The sequence below is a fragment of the Bowmanella yangjiangensis genome (assembly GCF_017255015.1).
GTDB lineage: Bacteria > Pseudomonadota > Gammaproteobacteria > Enterobacterales > Alteromonadaceae > Bowmanella > Bowmanella yangjiangensis.
In genome coordinates this window covers 65133-83333 of the sequence record NZ_JAFKCS010000012.1, presented here as the reverse complement: position 1 = coordinate 83333, position 18201 = coordinate 65133, and the positions used below count along the sequence as shown (strand labels likewise).

Here is an 18201-nt window from a genome sequence, read left to right as displayed (position 1 = left end):
GTCAGAACTCCGAAACCGAACTTGTAGATTTGGCTGTCGCTAACAGTCTGGCAATATCTTCCGGCAACTCGTCAAGTTTGTACCGTCTAGCCGATCTTGCTTCAGCGACAACTTTATCCTCATGATTGATAGATTTTGATGAGATGGTTTGAATTAGTTCTCTTTGTCCCCACGGATGAGGCGACCACTTAAACTGCTGAACAAATTCAACTTGATAAGACCAACCTCGGTACATTTTGGGGTATGGAATCTTTGCCTGAAGTTCGTCTTTAAAAATGGCGGCAAGGGTACCTACAGCAATTCCGGCGGCACCCCCAGTCGCTAATCCTACAGCTGTGGTTAGTGCAGCAGTACCTATATGTCCTGCATACCTAATGCTTGTCTCCCAGTCAGTATTCCATCTGTTCGCAGACTGATCCGTTGGAAACTTTACAGTGTGTGTTAAACGACTACTTGTTTGTTCATTTATAAAACAATTGGGTTTACGACCAACTCCGACCCAGTGGCCACCGTCAGACCAATTGAGTTGATTGTGACATTTACGTTTCAGCTCATTACGGTCATGATCGTTTAACTTCTGGAGTGGAGGGATTGTACTCATGTGAAGATTCCATTCAAACTTTCATCCATAAGGTGAAAGTTTTGGCAACGGCTATTGAAATGTCAAATTTGATTAGCCAGCCAGCCAGCCAGCCAGTAAAGCTCTTGTTTTGTGGTGAAACAGGTACCTTTCTGACTACTTTCTGAATCTGTGGGAGCAAAAGCCCTATTCGGCTCATCAAAGGTAGGCAGCGAGTCTAACAACTTTGATTCAGACCTGATCTTTCTCAGCGCCCTGCGGTGAACGTATTTCCCAGCGCGAAAGCTTAATTCAAGGACGGCGGTTAATCGCCGGTTCGGCATAAAACGCATCCAGTAAAATTGTTCAGATTGGATTTCTGTCCTATACCCTTCCTATATCTGGTGTTAGTGGCAAAGCAATGATGGATTTACGGGTTCGGATCAGTGAGTACAAGCAACAGGACCCAATGCGGGCGTCCAGCCAGCTATTGGATGCGATCAGTCGCAGTTTGTCGTTGCTGCAGCATAGTGATGTTAAGCGCCAGGCGCTAAAAGAGGGGGATGTTGCCCCGCAGGTGAGCTTTAAGGATTTGCAAAATCAGCCAGTGCTGTTAAGTGACTTGCTGACCAATGGGCCGTTGATTCTGAGCTTTTATCGTGGCGGTTGGTGTCCCTATTGTGTCTTGGAACTTAAGGCCTGGCATGATGCCATTGCCGCTTGTTCGCAGCCGGTAAATTTTGTTGCAGTGACCCCGGAAATTGCCGAGCATGCAAAACAGACCCATAGTGATAACAATCTGCAATTTCCCATTTTGGTCGACAGCAAAAACCAGGCGGCCAATCAATTCGGCCTGACCTGGCATATTGACGATGACATGCGTGAGTTAATGGAAAAGTGGCATATTGACCTGACCAAGCGTAACTGTACCCAGGGCTTTGAACTGCCAATTCCCGCGACTTATGTGCTGGGTGCCGATGGCAGGATTCTGTATGCCTTTATTGAAGAAGATTACACCCAACGGGCAGAGCCTGCGGAGGTGTTGGCTATTGCGGGTCGGCATTCAGCCCAACAGGTTTAGAGCCAAAGCCGCCCTCTTACTCAGCCTGAATCGTCACCCGCCAGGGCGGATTCAGGCGATTTTCACCGGCATGGAAGAGTTTGATTTTATTGCCTGCCGGGTCATGCAGTATGGCTTCTCGCCATAGGTAGGGCATATCCTGTGGTGCCTGGTCAAAGCTGATGCCTTTGCTTTGCAGTTCGCTTACCTTTTTATCCAGGTTGTCAGATTCAAAGTAGATCACCGACTGATTCTGCACCGCCTCGGCCTGCAAGGCCAGCGAGAAGGTGCTGTCGCCCTGCGGGCAGCTAAAGCGGGCGTAGTGTGGGGTATCAACTATTTGTGTCATACCCAGTTGTAGATAGAAGTTGACGGCGGCCTGCATATCGGTGACAGGTAAGGTAATTTGGTTCAAGTTCATGGCGCTTGTCCTTATTCGTAGTAATTGCGCTGGCTGGGCAGATCGCTGTGGTATTGCACAAACTCCACTTCGAAGCCGTCGGCATCGATAAAGTAGGCATTACTGCGATAGAGGCTTTTGCCACCTTTACTGGGGGCAAAGCCAGCGGCTCGCATGCGGCCAATCAGGGCATCGAGGTTGTCGGTGACATAAGCGAAATGTGCCAGACCGACTTGATTACTGCTCAGCTCGCGGTTTTCACCTTCTCCGCTGTCGTTGAGGGTCAGGTACTGATAGTCATCACCAAAGTGCAGCCAGTTACGCTCGGTGCCATACCAGTTCTGGCGGCCACCGCCGCGCACCCGCCAGTGGGGAAAGGCGGCCTGATAGAAGGCCAGTGCCCTGTCCATATTGCTTACCACCAGGTTTAAATGTTCCAAGTGAATCATGTTTTAATCCTCCTGCTGTGCCAGTTCGGAGATAGCATAAAACCTCAAGTAAGGTTTAGGTAAAGACTTGATTCAATCAATTAAACAAATGCTTTTGATAGTTTTTCTGGATTGATATTGGCCCGCGGCCTTGTTTAGTAGGTACCGTTTTTGTTGGTAGGCGCAGAAAAGTGCGAAATGCTACACTTTTATGCGCATAAAAGTGTGGTTTATTACATTTTTATGCGCATAAAAGTGTATAGTTGGCCTGTGGGAAATGATTTGAGACGGCAAATTATGCATCGGACACTACTATCTGCCTTGTTAACCTGGAAAAAACGGACAGAGCGAAAACCGCTACTAATAGATGGTGCCCGTCAGACAGGTAAAACCTATTTGCTACAAAGGCTGCTGGGCAGCCAATTTGAGCATGTATTACGAATTGATTTCCTGGAGACGCCAAGTATGGCGGAAGCCTTCTCTGGTTCTCTGACGCCAGAGGATGTGCTTTCGAACATAGAGCTGCTTACTGGTGAAACATTCAATATGAACAAGGATCTGCTGATCCTTGATGAAATTGGTGAATGCGCCAGGGCCGTTACCGCGCTTAAATATTTCGCCGAAAAAGCCCCACAAATGTACGTGGCCGCCAGTGGCTCTAATATTGGTCTGCTTGACGCTTTCCCTGTAGGTAAAGTAGAGCAGCATAACTTACGCCCACTGACATTTCGGGAGTTTCTGATTGCTGCTGATGAACCGGCGCAACTTAAAGCCTATGATGCAGAGTTGAACTCAACGGCTGCACATACCAAGCTGTTTGACCAATTAACCGACTATTACTTTACCGGAGGAATGCCGGAGGCGGTTGCTATGTGGTTTGCCCTGGCAGACAAGAGCATACTCGAGCGAGTGAAAGCCGTTTCGGACATTCATGCCAATCTGGTCTCTGGTTACCTGCGAGACTTCGGCAAATACTCTGGAAAAACAGATGCCAGCCTTATCGAGGCAGTATTCAGGAGTGTACCCTCACAGCTATCCAGTGTGTTGGATGAGTCAGTTAAACGTTTTCGCTTTAAAGATGTGCATCAACGTAAATCTCGCTACCAGGAATTTGAAGGCGCCATTTCCTGGCTGGAAAAATGTCGACTGGTACTAAAGAACTATCCCGTCGATGGCAAACCTCGCAGTCCTCTCGCTGCTTTCCTTAAAGACAACAAAGTGAAACTATTCATGTTTGATATCGGGCTGCTGAATCATATGCTGGGCACCAGCTACAAAGAGATTAAGCAGCAGGGGTACGAATACAAGGGATATATTGCAGAAAATTTCGTGCAACAAGAGTTAGCCGCCTATGGTATCGAACCCTCATTTTCCTGGCAGGACGCCAGGGCGGAAATAGAATTTATTGTGGCGGACCATGACGGTCACATTATTCCCATTGAGGTAAAAAGTGGTAAACGAACACAAGCCAGATCGCTTAATTCGTATATTGAAAAATGCCAGCCACTGAAAAGCATCAAACTAACCGGTACCAGGGGCTCATCGCCATTGGAACAACAAAATATTGTTATGCCGCTGTATTATACCGAGCATGTTATTCGCCGCCATCTGCGCAACGGTTAACAGGGCTAGGTTGTCAGCGGTATTCACTTAGCTTATTGGGATGTCAGCTCGGCCTGCACCTTTTCAATGCTGTCGATAATCTGCAGAAAGTGCTGGCCAAACTCGGTGAACTGATACTCCACTCTGGGCGGGCTCTCGGGGTAAATCTGTTTATGTAATATTCCAAAGCGGGTGAGCTTAACCAGACGCTCGTTCAGCACTTTGGTGGTCAGGCCTTCCACTTCACGCTGCATGGCACCGGGGCGATTAATACCCTGACGAATCAAACGGATCACGGTTAACGACCATTTACAGCCCACAATGCTTTCCACCATGGCATGCACCGTCATATTTGTTTGAGTTTTTTTCTCTTTATTAATCAAAAAGATGCTCCACTTAGTACCTGACTTACCAGTTTGTGCCTGCTATTTCTCCGGATGCTGTGGGGGTGTAATAGCCATGCTTTTAACCCACAGGAGAATATCATGAAAAGCAATGCAGTTTTCTATCACGCCGGTTGTCCAGTATGTGTTGATGCCGAACAGAGTCTGGCAGCCGCTTTGGATCCCAGCCGTTTTAATGTAGAGATTGTGCACTTTGGTGACCAGCCACAACGCGTGGCTGAAGCCGATAAGCTGGGTGTTAAGTCTGTACCTGCTTTGGTTGTAGACGGTCAGGTGTTTCACATCAATTTTGGTGCGGCACTGAGCGATTTGCGTTAGTGGCCATGGCGGCGACTCAGGTTGCCGCCTTAATTTGATTAAGGAATAGACATGCAAGTTCTGGTTTACGATACCCATGTAAATACAAAAAACGGTGAGTACTATCATTTTGATGTGCTGGTTACCGAAGATAAGCGCCACCAAGCGCCACAATTTGCCGACACTTATTTACGCGATATCGGTGTGAGTGAGGCTGAGATAAGTCAGCAGCGCTGCGATTTTTGCCATGCTGAAATGGCCAATGCCGCGGTGCGGTCCAGTATTGAACAACAAGGCTTTGCGATTATTCCAATGCAAGGCTGCCCGTCAGGCGATTAAATGGCTGTTCTTGCGAAGGCCTATCTGGGCAGGGCGTTATCAAACACCAAGATAAAACCTCAAGCTACTGAAGGTCGTGATGCTCTTGGTGTTCTCTGTGTGCTTAGTGGTGAGAAATAAAATCTCAAACAAGAAGGTTGGAAAAACTGATGAAAACCCCGACTAGCAAGATCATAGCCTGCGCCGTGCATGACTATATCGAAGTGGCCTGCCTATATGCTTACGAGCTGGAGCTACGGATGCTGGACGGCCAGCAAAACCAGGGAAAGGCCATGACTACCCGCACACAGGCTGGCCGTGAGTGGTTGGTGCTGCAAAGTGGGCAAGGACAATTTGAGGTGGAACTGAACCAAGTGCGCAGCATAAAAGCGCTGACGGTAAACCGCTATTTCAGTGAGCTTGAAATTGGCGGCGCCTGTTCGCAGGATTAGCCGCTACTTTTTGTGCGGCTTAACCTGATAATACTGTGGGTGGTCAGCAGCAAACTGATGTATCGCGGTCTCAAACCTGCCAGCTGCAAAGGCGGCTTCCACTTTTGGGCGAATTTCTTCCAACCGGGCAGCATGGATGGAGTGTTTGGAAAAACCGAAATAGACCAGACGGTTTAACTCATGGGTAAAAGGCTGAATAAGAATTTTGTCTTTTAAATCAGGGTCGCTGGCAAAAATGGCGGTGAGGTTTTCCAGACTGCTTATCACTGTATCCACCCTGCCTGCCAACAAGAGTTTGTAGGTCAGGTGTACATCGTTCAGGGCGACTTTTTGCAACGATGCATCCTGATCAAACTGTTCAAAGTAATACACATTTTCGGTCACGCCTATCAAGCGACCGTTCAGATCGTTATAACTTTCAATAGGGGGCGCATCTGGGCGCGTGGCAAAGATGTAGGCGGTGTCGTGGCGCATGGGTAACAGATGCAGAAACTCACGACGTTCTTCGCGATCCAGCACACCGGCAATAACATCGGCTGTGCCCTGTTTGATTCGTTTCAGACAATGATCGAAGTTAGGCTCGGTGACAAACTGCACTTCTAATTGCAGTTCTTCACCTAACTGAGTAAGGGCCGACACATGCTCGCCAATGGGCGGTTCGGTAAGGATCTGGTAAGGCGGAAACTCGTCCAGACAGGCCAGCAATTGCTCACGCCCAGAACTGGCAAAAGCCATAGCGGATAGTAAGAGTAAAACCCCTATGCGCACCTGACGAGCTCCTGATTATTTTCGTTTGCCAAGCCTAGCATATCTGGCAGTGGATGATGATAGGCCTTTTTAACTCAGTTAGCCGCTGTGCACTTTATTTATGCATTGATGAATCGGCTCAATTAACAAGGGGCTTAAATCTATGGCATTGGAGAAATGCGCAATGCTGTTGCTGGTGGCCAGGGCCTGCAAACCTGCTTCAAGTAGCATTGGCGCAGCGCCCTCGGCAAAAATGCCATGCACGGCGGCACATTCCTGCTGGGTAATGCCAGCCAGGTTCAGGGCCTGCATACATTGCAATATGGTCTGGCCGCTGGAAATCACATCATCAATAATCACGGCGCTGCGATGCTGATGAGCAGCCAGATCCGGCAGGGTAATTTCCACATCGCGGTCGCCGTGGCGCCGTTTTTCACCAATCACAAAGGGGTGTCCGCAACGTTCGGCGATACCCGCTACCCACTGCTCGCTTTCCGCATCCGGGCCTACCAGCAACAAATTGTCCCGACCTTTCAGCCAGTTAGCTAAAGCTGGCGCGCCTTGTACCACTTCACTGGGCACGCTATAGATTTGATCCAGGCTGTGATAGCGGTGCAAGTGCGGGTCGACCGTGACCAGGTAGTCCATATGTTTTGACAAAGCGGCAGCAAAGATCTTGGAGGTAATTGCTTCTCCGTCGTGGAAACGAATGTCCTGGCGCATGTAGCTCAAATAAGGGGCGAGTAAGCCCACTGAGGCGGCGCCAAATTCTCTTAGGGTATCGAGCAGGAATATCAGTGGCAGGTATTTGTCATTGGGGTGAACCAGGTCAATCAGTACCAGTACGTCTTTGTCTTTTACCTCGCTGAGAATACGCAGATAAGACTCGCCGTCGGGGAACAATCTGCTTTCCAGTTGGCCCTGCTCAGCAGCCAACTGTTTGCACAGTGGAAGTTGTAAGGGGTGAGGCGCGGGGCTGAATAACACCAATGGACGGCTCAAACTCATACGGGTTCCTCAATACAGAACATATCCTGATTATTGTGATAATACTCCATGGCGTATTCCTGTTCGCCAAGGCTGTCAGAATATAGGGTAAACAGCGGTTGATGCAATGTCAGGCGGTCGCCAACCTCGGCGTGTAAACGCAGCCCCGCGGCTTTGTCGAACGGCGCGCCCGCGAGTTTGGCCAGTCGTGACAGACGGCGATTATCAATGCGGGTTAATACACCGGTTTGCTGGCTGATTTGCAGGTGTTGATAAGGTGCGTCAGGCAATGAAAACAGGCCACCTTGCGCTTCCACTATCAGCTTAAACTGCGCCCAGGCACGGCCGGATTCGAGAATATCCGTGGCTTGCAGCAAAGCCGCTTCCGGCCCGCAGTTTTGTGCTAAATCCAGCATATGGGAGGCCAGTAACAACGAGCGATGGCGCAAATCGCGCGGTGCATCCGTCTCACATTGTAAAACCGCCAGTAAGTCACGAGCCTCTTCTACCGGGCCGATGCCACGGCCAATTGGCCGACTACCGTCGGTGATCACGCAGCGCACATAAATACCGCAGGCTTCCCCAACTTGGGTGAACAGGGCTGACAAGCGGTCTGCCTGCTGACGGGTACGTACCTTGGCGGTATCGCCGACCGGTATATCGATCACCACATGGGTGGAGCCGGCAGCGATCTTTTTTGACAGTACAGAGGCAATCAACTGCCCTTCGCCGTCCAAATCCAGTGCCCGTTCTATACGGATCAGTAGGTCATCCGATGGGCTGAGATTGACCGCGCCGCCCCAGGCCAGGCAGGCGCCAGTTTGGGCGACTACGCGCTGTATATCAGCCAGTTGCAGATCAACCTTGGTTAATACTTCCATGGTATCTGCCGTACCGGCTGGTGAGGTAATGGCTCTGGATGAGGTTTTGGGAATGGTCAGACCCGCAGCACTGGCGATGGACACCACAATCGGCGTGGTGCGATTGCCGGGAATGCCGCCAATACAGTGTTTGTCAAAGATCTGTGATTCACCGGGCCAGGTTAAGCGCTTGCCACATTTGACCATGGCCTGGGTCAGGCTAACGATTTCATCGAGGTTTAAGCGACTGCCGGCACAGACACTGAGAAAACTGGCTATCTCGATGTCGCTGTATCTGTGGGCGGCGATATCCTCGACGATATCCTGCATTTCTTCTGCGCTGAGAGCATGTCCGAACACCTTTTTACGCACGGCACTCATAGAATGCAAAAGTGGCGCATGGCCAATACACAGCTTGTCACCGTCGTTAGCGCGCAAACGTTGCACCGCAATCTTCGACAAGCCCACAGTGCCGGGCTCCAGTACCCGCTGTTCCACTACGTTGAGGGTGGCTACCATCATATAGCTGCCGTGGGTGACTAACACCCGGCTGCTGGCGGTAAAGCCTTCGGCCTTACATACGTGGCAGTCTTCCCGCATATACACCACAGGTTCCTGATGGGTGTCTATGCCCATCTTCACCGCATTGAGGGTATGTACCGTTTCCATTATGTTTCCCTTTCGCTGTCGCTAGAACAAATCAGGCCTTAGTTCTGCTGGCAGAGTATTACAGTCAGCATAGAAGCTGGTTGATCCCAATCAAGGTGGAATCACAGCATCCTTTTCAATGCCGATCTGTGGAATGACAGGCGTCTTGTTCTTTGACGTGATTGGCGGCTATAGTGCCGCTGTCACTTTAATCAGTAAAGCCCTAGCGAACGGACTGGAAGATATAGCGGAGCTGCTAGCAGCCAAATTCAAACAGCGCCCGCATATGTTTCAGCCTTTTATACAAAGTAAGTTGAGCGAAGGTGAGTATTCACTGTTCTTTTTCGCTCAGGACTACAGTCGTTGCATACTTAAGCGCCCGGCCAGTGGTGATTTCAGAGTGCAGGAGGAGCACGGTGGGCGTTTTGCCGGATGAACCTCTGTATGCCCGACTGGACTTTATCCGCACACCTCAGGGGTTTGCCGTGATGGGGCTGGAATTGATTGAGCCGTCGCTGTACTTCAATATGGATGCGGCATCACCAAACCGCTTTATCCAAGCTTTTGTGCGCAAGTTTGGTCTGGGAACTTAGCGCTGCGGTTTGATTGAAGCATGAATGGCCGCACTGATGATTTGCGCCGTCAACATCAGGATTTGCCCGTCCACATCGTCGAAGGCATCTGTAGTGGTTGAGAACACTTTGATTACACCAACAACATCTTGCTGGTAGATCAGCGGTACCACTAACATGGAACGGAGGCCGACTTTTTGGCAGGCTTCTTTGTCTACCCTGGGATCCTGCATGGCATTCTTGCAATTGAGTAGACGATTTTCTTTGATACACAAGCCAGAGAGGCTTTTGTCTTTGTGCAGGCGCATGCCGAGCCGGTCTTTGGCTTTGCCGGTAGCGGCACGATAGACCATTTCATCGCCGTCCAGCATCTCCACCACTGCGCCTGAAGCGAATGTGAGATGCTCGGCCAGTGTGGCCATTTTCTGCATGATTTCGGTAAGGTTTAAGCAGCCGCCAATAATATCGGACTGAGCCTGGATAATAGAAAGTAACTGATCCTTAGTCACCAGAGAAGCACACTCTGTTGACAGCTTCGGCATGTTTTAACAACCAATCAAAGAGAATAGCCTAAGCATAATGCCTAAAGCCTATACTGGAAAGACTAATCTGTCCCTCTAAAACAACATTTTCTGGGGGCTATTTCAGTAGGTGCGGATCGAACTCATGGCCCAGTTTCTGGGTCTTGGTGCGAATATAACCTTTGTTGTCGGCCGTAATACCGTGATCAATAGGGGTCCGCCCTATCACTTCAATACCTAAGTCTGTCAGTGCCTTTATTTTGCGCGGGTTATTCGTCATCAACTGAACCTTACGGATATGCAGGTGATCCAGCATAAAACGACAAATACGGTAATCGCGCAGGTCAGCGTCAAAACCAAGGTGCTCGTTGGCTTCAACCGTATCCATGCCATTATCTTGCAGATGATAAGCCCGGATCTTATTCAACAGGCCGATACCGCGACCTTCCTGACGTAAGTAAAGGATCACCCCTTTGCCATGTTCAACAATATTCTGCAGCGCTTTCTCCAACTGGAAACCACAGTCGCAACGGGTACTGAATAGTGCATCACCGGTCAGACATTCAGAATGAATGCGGATCGGCACGACCTCGTCGTCCTGCCATTCGCCGTAAGACAGGGCAACATGCTCCTGATCCGTGGCGACTTCTACAAAGCCATGGATAGTGAACTGGCCAAAACGGGTGGGTAGTTTGGCGCTGCTGATGTATTCAAAAGGCGAATCCGCGTTGGTCATGGTCTGATTCAGGTTGTTTTCTCGAGTTTAGTACAGGATCGGCTCTGCCTGGCAGGTGGGGCCGTCAAGGGACGCACAATATAACGGCATTGGCGCTGAATGGAAAATCAAAAAAGTGAATTGGTTAATCTAATAAGTTGAACTGTGTGAAATACGTCTCGCCGGGAGATTAGTGGGGCAGCGTGCAATTAAAATACGAAACACACGACGTGAGGCTGCTCACACCACTGCTGTATTGATCTTCTTGGTGTTCTCGATGTGCTTCGCGGCGAGCATGAAAATCCAGTTAAGCCAGAGGGCTGAAGTCACGCAGGGGCGCCGGTCTGGCAACGCCATAACCCTGTGCATAATCGACGCCCATTTTGCCCAGCTCCACCATAATCTCTTTGCTCTCGACAAATTCCGCCACGGTTTTCATGCCCATGGCCTTGGCCACGTCTTTAATGGAGCTGACCATGGCCATATCAACAGGGTCAACCAGCAGGTCCTTCACAAAGCCGCCGTCAATTTTTACGTAGTTGACCGGCAGGCTTTTGAGATAGCCATAGGAGGAGAAACCACTGCCAAAATCATCCAGCGCAAAGGTACAACCCAATTGGTGGAAGGTTTTAATAAACTGTAGCGTTTCATCCATCTTGATAATCGCCATGCTTTCGGTGATTTCAAAGCAGATCTTGTTGTAAGGGATACCGTATTTTTCAAAGGCATTTAGCACAAACAGGCGTAATTCCTTATCGCCCAGCGAGTGGCCGCTGAGGTTAATGTTGGCCCGCACCAACTCTTTTTTGTGCTGAGGGTTGTCGGCCAGCCAGCGGAAATAATGTTCCACCACCCAACGGTCTATCTGGGCGGTCAGATTGTAATGCTCGGCAGCGGGCAGGAAGGCCACCGGGGAGACTATCTGTTGCTCATCATCGCCTTGCATGCGCAGCAGAATTTCATAGTGATGACCACGGGATATCTTATTTAAGGGGTGATAGTGCTGGTAATACAGCACAAATCTGTCTTCCTGCAGCGCCTTATTGATCAACGACACCCAGTGGAGTTCGGTCTCGTAGCGTTGAATTTTGTCGTCCTGCTTGGAGTAAACATGCACCTGGTTTCGGCCCTGCTCTTTGGCCATATAACAGGCCGAGTCGGCCATACTCAGCAACTGCTCGGGTGAATGAATGGCCTTATGGTAAGGCACCAGGCCAATACTGATACCTAAGGTAAAGATGCGGTTGTCCCAAACAAAACGGAATTGCTGCACCACATTCAGCAGTTTGTTGGCCAGCAGATAGGCATTTTCGTCGCTGGCTTGCTCGCTTTCCAGTAACACACCAAATTCGTCACCGCCCAAGCGGGCCAGAATACCTCGTCCCTCGACGACTTGGTTTAGCTGCTGGGACAATTGCTTAATGAGAATGTCACCAGCCTTGTGTCCGCAGGTATCGTTAACCACCTTAAACTGGTCAAGATCCATATATAGCAAGGTAAGTTCCTGGTCGACATCCCTGGCCTGATTCAGGCCGTTACGCAGGCGCTGTTCGAACTCACGGCGATTGTAGACGCCGGTGAGCGGGTCATGGGTAGCCATATATTCCAGGCTCATGCTGGATTCTTTGCGCTCGGTAATGTCGAAAATGGTACCGAACAGATAATCTTCATTATGTTCGTGACGAAGCTGTACCGAGATAGAGAACCAGAATGGACTGCCGTCACGGCGTACACCGCGGATCTCGCGGCCCATCACTACCCCTTGTTTAACCAATTCTTCAACCAGGGTCAGGCGGTCGGTTTGATTGGCGTAAAACTGCGAAGTATTGCTGCATTCCTTGAGCATTTGCTGCTCATTGTCATAGCCGAATAGCTTACACATTGCCGGGTTGGTAGTAATCAGCTTGCCGCTTAAGGTTGAGGTATACAGACCTTCTGCAGAGTTACGGAACAGCTCGTAAAAGCGGCGCAGGTCGTTAATGGTATTGCTTTGCCGCTCATAGCGGGACAACACCTGGGCTTGTTGATGAGTTTCCACCGCTAAGGCAATCAGCAATATCCCCAACAGCATCAGCAGGGTCAGATACAGGCTGAAGGTATTACCAAGCAGTATGCCGCTGACATAAAACGCGGATTGCACTAGTGCAATCACACAGATGGTGGACCAGCCGATGGCGTAAAGCCGGTTTGGACGCCCGTCTTTGCGGTCGCTGTAGCGCCAGGACAAACCAAGCTGCACGACCAGGGTGGAACCAGCCAGGCCGATGGCCGTAATGATTTGCCAGTAATCATTCAGAATAAAGGCGCTGAGCAGCAGTAAATAGGATGCACTGTAAGAGACGTAGCGCCAATACAAGGGTACGCCGCGCAGCATTAAATGCGAGACCTTGGAGGCATTAAACAGAGCTAAGGCCACCAAACTCAAGGTCAGTATGGAAATGTAGTTGGAAAGCGGTGGGACGATCTGCACCAGCAGTCCTTCCACATTGAGGAACAGCAGCAGGAAGCTAAAACTGGCCATGGAAAACCAGAAGCGCACCGGGCTTCTCAGCAGCACATAGGTAATCAGATAGTAAAATGCCAGTATGGCCAGTGCGCCGCCAATCATGCCAATCTTGGCCAGATTGCCTTGTTCCTCAGCGATCAGCGCCTCATCCCGCCACAGGTCAATGGGGAACACCAATGGCCCTTTGTCGGCCACCCTAAAATAGATATCCAGCTTCTCGCCCGCGGTCATTTCAAGGCGGATTAAAAAGTTTCTGTGATTGATTTCCCGGGCACTGAACGGTCGCATCGCTCCCATCATCAACGAGCGGCGAATGCGGCCTCTGTCATCCAGCAAGTACAGATCAACTTCGTCGAGCGTGGGGTTGGCGATAACAAAGGCAAAACGGGCATGGTTACCGGCCTGTTGCACTACACTGAAACGTCCCCACAGGCTTTGGTTTGGCTGCAGCGGGCTGATGTCCAGATTGGTATGCCAGCCAGGATCGGATTGCACGTCGGAAAGCTGCGCGTATTTTTCGGCACGCAAATACTCTACCTGACCTTGCAATTCCTGGTGTGTGAAGGTCGAATCCAAAAGCAGCGGCTTGGCCTGAGAGGGCAATGTCAGGCCTAATAGCAGGTACCCAAGCAGCAGTAGTAAAGGCGCAGATTTCAACGTCAGTTTTGATTATAGTTATGACGACTTGATGTCAGTATAAAGTCTTTGGCTGCGCATAAAAGCCCTGATTTTTTATTGGGTGTATATTATTTGGCTTAGAATGCTGTTTCATTGCCTTCGGTCAGCTCTGCACCGACCAGTTTTAACTGACTGATAAGATAGGAGAAATCACTTTCTTTACAGGGTTCTATCCAGACGGCTTCGCACACAGATTCCATGTATAACAAGTAGAGCCTGCCATCCAGCTCAAAACGCTGCTGCCAGCGGTCTGCGCCCCATTCCAGTGCTAGCACATCCGCACCCAGGATGTTGGCCAACTGAGCTGATAATGCCTGTATGCCAGACCCGGAAAAATCTGTGACGCCAAGCAGATTCACGCAGTCAGGTGTCAATACAAAGTGAATTCCGTTTAGCTGCTGCATGATATTTCCATACTCTTGCCCCAATCCGGTGGTGGCTTGGCATAATGGGCATGGGTTGGTTGTTCATCAAATGGTGCGCTCAATACCGTAAATAGCCTTTCAAATTCACTGAAATCACCTTGCTCCGCCTGTTCAATGGCTTGTTGAGCGAGGTAATTACGCAGCACATATTTGGGGTTGGCTGCCTGCATCTGCTGGTGGCGAAGCTGGTGTGAGCCGCTTTGCTGATTAAGGCGTTGAATGTACCTGTCCAACCAGGCCTTGGCCTGATTGCGGTCGACGAAGTGATCCAGCAACAGCTTGGCCTGCTCTGGCTGGAAATGACTCAGCAGCCGGAAACTTTGGTGGTAGTCCCGCCGCTCTCTGGCCAGCAGATTCAGCCAGTCACTGATCAGCGGTTCGTCCTGTTCGCTGGCTGCTTGCAAGCCCAATTTATCTGCCATCAGCGCGAAGTAATGGCTAAGTAGTCTGGGCTCGTACTGGCCCAGTGCCTGTTTTATTTCCTCTAGGCTCAAATGGCCGCTAAAGGCATGCGCCAAGGCATTGAGGTTCCACAAGGCGATGCCTGGCTGGCGGTCAAAGGCGTAGCGGCCCTGATGGTCGGAATGATTGCAGATATAGTCCTGCTGAAAATCATCCAAAAAGGCGTATGGGCCAAAGTCAAAACTAATGCCGTGAATAGACATATTGTCGGTATTCATGACGCCGTGTGCAAAACCAAAGGCCTGCCATTTGGCAATCAGCTCGGCAGTATCCACTACTATCTGCTCAAGCAGACGGTAATAACGGTCTTCGCTGTCGTTAAGATGCGGAAAATGCTGGGTAAAGCAATAATCAAATAAGCGCTGCAGCTTATCGCTCTGGCCGCTGTGAAAGAAATATTCAAAGTGACCGAAGCGTACATGGCTCTGACAGGTGCGAATCATCATGGCGGCAGTTTCCTGACGCTCACGCATCACAGGTTCGCTACTGCTGATCAGACACAGAGACCGGGAGCTGGGAATGCCCAAATGATACATGGCCTCACCCACCAGATACTCGCGAAGGGTGGAGCGCAATACCGCGCGCCCATCACCAAAGCGTGAGTAAGGGGTTTGCCCCGCGCCTTTTAAATGCAAATCCACCGGCTTACCTTGTTTATCGCGTGTTTCACCAAGCAGCAGGCCGCGCCCGTCACCCAGTTGCGGATTCCACTGGCCGAATTGGTGGCCACCGTACTTTTGCGCCATGGCCAAACGATTCAAACGCCCGGTTTCGTTAAACAACTCGTGAAATAACTGCTGTTCAACAAATAGTTGTGGATCCAGATCAAGGTCCGCCAATAAAGACTGGTTAACATGCACCAATCTTGGATTTTGCGGTGGCTGGACGCTGACCTGGCTACCCAGATCGGCTAATGTTTGAGCATAAGTGTGAGCCAAATACACAGGCGCGCCGTATAGAAAATAAAAAACTTAGGCTATTGTAACCTTGTAACTAACCTTAATCACAATCTGGAGTAAAGATGAAAAAACTCGCTGTATTGATTGCTATGTGTATGGCTATGCCGGCTGTCGCCGGCGATATTGCTGCCGGGAAAGCGAAATCTGCGACTTGCGCGGCATGTCATGGCGCGAACGGAATTTCACAAATCCCAATGTATCCAAATCTGGCCGGTCAGAAAGAGCAGTACTTAGCACTGCAAATGAAAGCTTTTCGAGATGGTGAGCGCAAGAACATGGTAATGGCACCAATGGCCAAACCCTTGTCTGACGAAGATATCGCCAATCTGTCCGCTTACTACGCCAGCTTGGATCCGGCAGGCAAATAATGCCTTTGCGTATCCTGCTGATTGAGCCGGATGCAACCCTGAAGAAGGATCTTGCCCTGGTGCTGCAAAGCACCGGGGGCTATGAGGTCGAAACACTCGACAGTCCACAACAGGCCACTCCTTTATTGATTTCCCGACCTTTTGCGGTGTTACTGGGTAAGCAGCCCGCACTGAGTAACATGCCTGCCAGTATGCTGAAAATTGGCTACGGTACCTATAGATCCCCGCCTCCGGAACATTGTCTTGGCTGGATTGAGCACTGGCAGCCTCTGCCAGGATTTGCCGAACGGGTGCGTTTGTTGCTGGAGGGTTAACCGGCCAGATGTTCGCGGATTAAATTAAGGAAGGCCTCGCCATAGCGAGCCAGTTTAGTTTGGCCAACCCCGCTGACGTTTAGCATCTCTCGTGCACTGGTGGGCAGAATCTCAGCCATATGGGACAAGGTCATATCCGAGAACACCACAAAAGGCGGTACTTCGTCTTCCTCAGCAATGGATTTACGCAGCTTCTTTAGTTTGGCAAACAAGGCTCTGTCGTAGTTGCGATTATCCAGCTTGGCTTTTTTACCCAGATTCAGGTTCATTCTGGGAACGGCCAGGCTCACGGGTAACTCCCCCTTAAGCACGGCGCGCGCCGCTTCATTTAGCTTCAGTACCGCATGCTGAGTGATATCCACCCGAATCAGCCCTTGATGAATCAACTGATTAATCAGGTTATGCCACCAGGCATCGCTTTCGTCTTTACCTATGCCGTAGGTACTGAGCTGGTCATGACCGCTGTCGATAATGCGCTTGAGTTTTTTGCCACGTAGCACGTCAATCAAATACTGACTGGCGGCGGACTGATTGAGCCGGTAGATACAGGACAGCACTTTCTGGGCGGCTACTGTGCCATCAAAGGCTTTGGGAGGGTCGAGGCAAATATCGCAGTTGCCGCAGGCCGAGGCGTTGTATTCACCGAAATAATTCAATAGTACCTGGCGTCGGCAGGTTTGGGCTTCGGCAAAGGCTTCCATGGCGGCAAAACGTTGTAATTCCACTTCCTGACGATGGGGATTGTCGGTCAGGCTAATCCACTCGCGGATGCGGGCCACGTCTTTTTCATCAAACAGCAGTAGCGCCTCGGCGGGGCTGCCGTCACGCCCGGCGCGGCCGGTTTCCTGATAGTAGGATTCAATAGTGCGGGGCAGATCATGATGCACCACATAGCGTACGTTCGGCTTGTTAATACCCATGCCGAAGGCCACAGTGGCGACAATCACATCAATATTGTCTTTTAGGAAGTTTCGCTGGGTGATGTCGCGAATTTCCGCTTCCATACCGGCGTGATAACCCGCGCAATTGATACCGCGATTAGCCAGTTTAAAAGCCACATCTTCCACTTTTTTTCTGCTGTTGCAGTAAATAATGCCGCTACCTTCCTGGCCCTTAATGTAGCTTTCCAGTTGCTCCAGCGGCTTGTATTTCTGCAGCTGGGTATAGCGGATGTTGGGCCTGTCGAAGCTGCCCTGGTGAACCATTGGCTGTTGCAAGCGCAACTGCTGCAAGATATCCAGGCGGGTGGCCGGGTCGGCGGTGGCGGTCAGTCCCATCATGGGCACATGGGGGAAGAAATGCTTAAGTTGCCCTAAAGCCATATAGTCCTGACGAAAATCATGGCCCCAGTGCGATACACAGTGGGCTTCGTCTATAGCAAACAGGCTAATCTGAATATGCTGCAGGCGCTGAATAAACTCAGGCCGCACTAATCGCTCCGGTGCTACATACAAGAGTTTGTACTTACCGTCCTGAACCCCTGCCAGCACTTCTAGCTGTTCCGGACGAGACAAGGCGGAGGTTAGGTAAGCGGCACTGACACCCGAGGCATGCAGCGCATCGACCTGATCTTTCATCAGTGAGATCAGCGGCGAGACCACCAGCGTTAACCCAGGTAACAGCAGCGCTGGCACCTGATAACACAGGGATTTTCCGCCACCTGTGGGCATTAGCACTAAGCTGTCCCGGCCATCCAGGCAGGCCTGAATGACTTGCTCCTGGCCGGGTCTGAAACTGTCATAGCCGAAAACATCCCGCAACACACTTTGTGGGCTGGACTGTACTGGATTGGTGGCCAAAACGTCGGACATGGGCAAAGGAGCTGGAAAACAGGGCCGCTAGTCTACCCCAAAGTTACTCAGAATTCATGACGACAATGGCTTGCAATACCGGGTAAAAAGCCTGCTATGATGCCAACA

At 50.5% G+C, this 18201-nt stretch carries 22 protein-coding genes; 9 read left to right on the top strand and 13 right to left on the bottom strand.

Going from position 1 to position 18201, the window contains the following annotated elements:
- Position 1 precedes the first annotated feature (1 nt).
- Positions 2-601, bottom strand: a complete 600-nt coding sequence (locus tag J0A65_RS13180) for a hypothetical protein (RefSeq protein ID WP_206594652.1) — start codon at positions 599-601, stop codon at positions 2-4.
- A gap of 379 nt (positions 602-980) precedes the next feature.
- Here J0A65_RS13180 and J0A65_RS13175 point away from each other — a divergent pair, with 379 nt between their 5' ends.
- Positions 981-1640, top strand: coding sequence for a peroxiredoxin-like family protein (locus tag J0A65_RS13175; protein ID WP_206594651.1), 660 nt, complete (start codon positions 981-983; stop codon positions 1638-1640).
- Between the two features lie 16 nt (positions 1641-1656).
- On the opposite strand, the gene J0A65_RS13170 is transcribed toward J0A65_RS13175, so the two are convergent.
- Together J0A65_RS13170 and J0A65_RS13165 are read right to left on the bottom strand one after the other, a co-directional pair.
- Positions 1657-2040 (bottom strand): VOC family protein, encoded by a 384-nt coding sequence (locus J0A65_RS13170; RefSeq protein ID WP_206594650.1) that lies wholly within the window; start codon positions 2038-2040, stop codon positions 1657-1659.
- 11 nt (positions 2041-2051) lie between these two features.
- The gene (locus tag J0A65_RS13165; RefSeq protein WP_206594649.1) at positions 2052-2468 is read right to left on the bottom strand and encodes a VOC family protein; all 417 of its coding nucleotides are present in this window, start codon (positions 2466-2468) and stop codon (positions 2052-2054) included.
- A gap of 276 nt (positions 2469-2744) precedes the next feature.
- Here J0A65_RS13165 and J0A65_RS13160 point away from each other — a divergent pair, with 276 nt between their 5' ends.
- Positions 2745-4070 carry an ATP-binding protein gene (locus J0A65_RS13160; RefSeq protein ID WP_206594648.1) on the top strand — a complete coding sequence of 442 codons (1326 nt, stop codon included), beginning with the start codon at positions 2745-2747 and terminating at the stop codon, positions 4068-4070.
- A 32-nt stretch (positions 4071-4102) separates the two neighbouring features.
- Here J0A65_RS13160 and J0A65_RS13155 read toward each other — a convergent pair whose 3' ends face one another.
- Entirely contained in the window at positions 4103-4384 is a 282-nt protein-coding gene (locus tag J0A65_RS13155; protein WP_206594693.1) for a winged helix-turn-helix transcriptional regulator, read from the bottom strand.
- A gap of 150 nt (positions 4385-4534) precedes the next feature.
- On the opposite strand from J0A65_RS13155, the gene J0A65_RS13150 reads away from it, so the two are divergent.
- The 3 genes from J0A65_RS13150 to J0A65_RS13140 all read left to right on the top strand — a co-directional run bounded on the left by J0A65_RS13150 (position 4535) and on the right by J0A65_RS13140 (position 5520).
- Positions 4535-4771 carry a thioredoxin family protein gene (locus J0A65_RS13150; RefSeq protein WP_188691014.1) on the top strand — a complete coding sequence of 79 codons (237 nt, stop codon included), beginning with the start codon at positions 4535-4537 and terminating at the stop codon, positions 4769-4771.
- 51 nt (positions 4772-4822) lie between these two features.
- The gene (locus J0A65_RS13145; protein WP_206594647.1) at positions 4823-5089 is read left to right on the top strand and encodes a DUF2024 family protein; all 267 of its coding nucleotides are present in this window, start codon (positions 4823-4825) and stop codon (positions 5087-5089) included.
- Between the two features lie 149 nt (positions 5090-5238).
- The gene (locus tag J0A65_RS13140; RefSeq protein ID WP_206594646.1) at positions 5239-5520 is read left to right on the top strand and encodes a Rho-binding antiterminator; all 282 of its coding nucleotides are present in this window, start codon (positions 5239-5241) and stop codon (positions 5518-5520) included.
- Positions 5521-5523: 3 nt separating this feature from the next.
- Here J0A65_RS13140 and J0A65_RS13135 read toward each other — a convergent pair whose 3' ends face one another.
- The 3 genes from J0A65_RS13135 to J0A65_RS13125 form a co-directional block, all read right to left on the bottom strand.
- On the bottom strand, positions 5524-6288 hold the full coding sequence (locus tag J0A65_RS13135; RefSeq protein ID WP_206594645.1) for a substrate-binding periplasmic protein: 765 nt from the start codon (positions 6286-6288) through the stop codon (positions 5524-5526).
- 78 nt (positions 6289-6366) lie between these two features.
- The gene (locus J0A65_RS13130; RefSeq protein ID WP_206594644.1) at positions 6367-7275 is read right to left on the bottom strand and encodes a ribose-phosphate diphosphokinase; all 909 of its coding nucleotides are present in this window, start codon (positions 7273-7275) and stop codon (positions 6367-6369) included.
- Positions 7272-8783, bottom strand: a complete 1512-nt coding sequence (locus J0A65_RS13125) for a thymidine phosphorylase family protein (protein WP_206594643.1) — start codon at positions 8781-8783, stop codon at positions 7272-7274. Before J0A65_RS13125 ends, J0A65_RS13130 begins: the two co-directional genes overlap by 4 nt.
- 133 nt (positions 8784-8916) lie before the next feature.
- On the opposite strand from J0A65_RS13125, the gene J0A65_RS13120 reads away from it, so the two are divergent.
- Both J0A65_RS13120 and J0A65_RS13115 read left to right on the top strand, forming a co-directional pair.
- Positions 8917-9198 (top strand): ATP-grasp domain-containing protein, encoded by a 282-nt coding sequence (locus tag J0A65_RS13120; RefSeq protein ID WP_206594642.1) that lies wholly within the window; start codon positions 8917-8919, stop codon positions 9196-9198.
- Complete coding sequence (locus tag J0A65_RS13115) at positions 9179-9355, top strand: hypothetical protein (RefSeq protein WP_206594641.1); 177 nt, start codon at positions 9179-9181, stop codon at positions 9353-9355. Before J0A65_RS13120 ends, J0A65_RS13115 begins: the two co-directional genes overlap by 20 nt.
- On the opposite strand, the gene J0A65_RS13110 is transcribed toward J0A65_RS13115, so the two are convergent.
- The 5 genes from J0A65_RS13110 to J0A65_RS13090 all read right to left on the bottom strand — a co-directional run bounded on the left by J0A65_RS13110 (position 9352) and on the right by J0A65_RS13090 (position 15585).
- Positions 9352-9876, bottom strand: coding sequence for a GAF domain-containing protein (locus tag J0A65_RS13110; protein WP_206594640.1), 525 nt, complete (start codon positions 9874-9876; stop codon positions 9352-9354). The genes J0A65_RS13115 and J0A65_RS13110 overlap by 4 nt on opposite strands.
- Positions 9877-9973: 97 nt before the next feature.
- Positions 9974-10591: a GTP cyclohydrolase II gene (ribA, locus tag J0A65_RS13105; RefSeq protein ID WP_206594639.1), complete on the bottom strand. Its 618-nt coding sequence runs from the start codon at positions 10589-10591 to the stop codon at positions 9974-9976.
- A 286-nt stretch (positions 10592-10877) separates the two neighbouring features.
- A complete protein-coding gene (locus tag J0A65_RS13100; RefSeq protein ID WP_232849942.1) occupies positions 10878-13733 on the bottom strand; it encodes an EAL domain-containing protein in 2856 nt (951 codons plus the stop codon).
- 98 nt (positions 13734-13831) lie between these two features.
- Positions 13832-14158 (bottom strand): DUF3630 family protein, encoded by a 327-nt coding sequence (locus tag J0A65_RS13095; protein ID WP_206594638.1) that lies wholly within the window; start codon positions 14156-14158, stop codon positions 13832-13834.
- The gene (locus J0A65_RS13090) at positions 14146-15585 is read right to left on the bottom strand and encodes a protein adenylyltransferase SelO (RefSeq protein WP_206594637.1); all 1440 of its coding nucleotides are present in this window, start codon (positions 15583-15585) and stop codon (positions 14146-14148) included. Before J0A65_RS13090 ends, J0A65_RS13095 begins: the two co-directional genes overlap by 13 nt.
- Positions 15586-15662: 77 nt before the next feature.
- On the opposite strand from J0A65_RS13090, the gene J0A65_RS13085 reads away from it, so the two are divergent.
- Together J0A65_RS13085 and J0A65_RS13080 are read left to right on the top strand one after the other, a co-directional pair.
- A complete protein-coding gene (locus J0A65_RS13085) occupies positions 15663-15968 on the top strand; it encodes a c-type cytochrome (protein ID WP_206594636.1) in 306 nt (101 codons plus the stop codon).
- Positions 15968-16282, top strand: a complete 315-nt coding sequence (locus tag J0A65_RS13080; RefSeq protein WP_206594635.1) for a hypothetical protein — start codon at positions 15968-15970, stop codon at positions 16280-16282. The genes J0A65_RS13085 and J0A65_RS13080 overlap by 1 nt, the downstream gene beginning before the upstream one ends.
- Here J0A65_RS13080 and recQ read toward each other — a convergent pair.
- Positions 16279-18093 carry a DNA helicase RecQ gene (recQ, locus tag J0A65_RS13075; RefSeq protein ID WP_206594634.1) on the bottom strand — a complete coding sequence of 605 codons (1815 nt, stop codon included), beginning with the start codon at positions 18091-18093 and terminating at the stop codon, positions 16279-16281. The genes J0A65_RS13080 and recQ overlap by 4 nt on opposite strands.
- Positions 18094-18201: the final 108 nt, after the last annotated feature.

Bases quoted from the DNA above. Each gene is read 5' to 3' on its own strand.
- recQ (WP_206594634.1), bottom strand. From the start codon at position 18,093: ATGTCCGACGTTTTGGCCACCAATCCAGTACAGTCCAGCCCACAAAGT.
- J0A65_RS13125 (WP_206594643.1), bottom strand. From the start codon at position 8,783: ATGGAAACGGTACATACCCTCAATGCGGTGAAGATGGGCATAGACACC.
- J0A65_RS13170 (WP_206594650.1), bottom strand. From the start codon at position 2,040: ATGAACTTGAACCAAATTACCTTACCTGTCACCGATATGCAGGCCGCC.
- J0A65_RS13160 (WP_206594648.1), top strand. From the start codon at position 2,745: ATGCATCGGACACTACTATCTGCCTTGTTAACCTGGAAAAAACGGACA.
- J0A65_RS13140 (WP_206594646.1), top strand. From the start codon at position 5,239: ATGAAAACCCCGACTAGCAAGATCATAGCCTGCGCCGTGCATGACTAT.
- J0A65_RS13165 (WP_206594649.1), bottom strand. From the start codon at position 2,468: ATGATTCACTTGGAACATTTAAACCTGGTGGTAAGCAATATGGACAGG.
- ribA (WP_206594639.1), bottom strand. From the start codon at position 10,591: ATGACCAACGCGGATTCGCCTTTTGAATACATCAGCAGCGCCAAACTA.
- J0A65_RS13150 (WP_188691014.1), top strand. From the start codon at position 4,535: ATGAAAAGCAATGCAGTTTTCTATCACGCCGGTTGTCCAGTATGTGTT.
- J0A65_RS13080 (WP_206594635.1), top strand. From the start codon at position 15,968: ATGCCTTTGCGTATCCTGCTGATTGAGCCGGATGCAACCCTGAAGAAG.
- J0A65_RS13175 (WP_206594651.1), top strand. From the start codon at position 981: ATGATGGATTTACGGGTTCGGATCAGTGAGTACAAGCAACAGGACCCA.
- J0A65_RS13180 (WP_206594652.1), bottom strand. From the start codon at position 601: ATGAGTACAATCCCTCCACTCCAGAAGTTAAACGATCATGACCGTAAT.
- J0A65_RS13085 (WP_206594636.1), top strand. From the start codon at position 15,663: ATGAAAAAACTCGCTGTATTGATTGCTATGTGTATGGCTATGCCGGCT.
- J0A65_RS13145 (WP_206594647.1), top strand. From the start codon at position 4,823: ATGCAAGTTCTGGTTTACGATACCCATGTAAATACAAAAAACGGTGAG.
- J0A65_RS13095 (WP_206594638.1), bottom strand. From the start codon at position 14,158: ATGCAGCAGCTAAACGGAATTCACTTTGTATTGACACCTGACTGCGTG.
- J0A65_RS13130 (WP_206594644.1), bottom strand. From the start codon at position 7,275: ATGAGTTTGAGCCGTCCATTGGTGTTATTCAGCCCCGCGCCTCACCCC.
- J0A65_RS13110 (WP_206594640.1), bottom strand. From the start codon at position 9,876: ATGCCGAAGCTGTCAACAGAGTGTGCTTCTCTGGTGACTAAGGATCAG.
- J0A65_RS13120 (WP_206594642.1), top strand. From the start codon at position 8,917: ATGACAGGCGTCTTGTTCTTTGACGTGATTGGCGGCTATAGTGCCGCT.
- J0A65_RS13155 (WP_206594693.1), bottom strand. From the start codon at position 4,384: ATGGTGGAAAGCATTGTGGGCTGTAAATGGTCGTTAACCGTGATCCGT.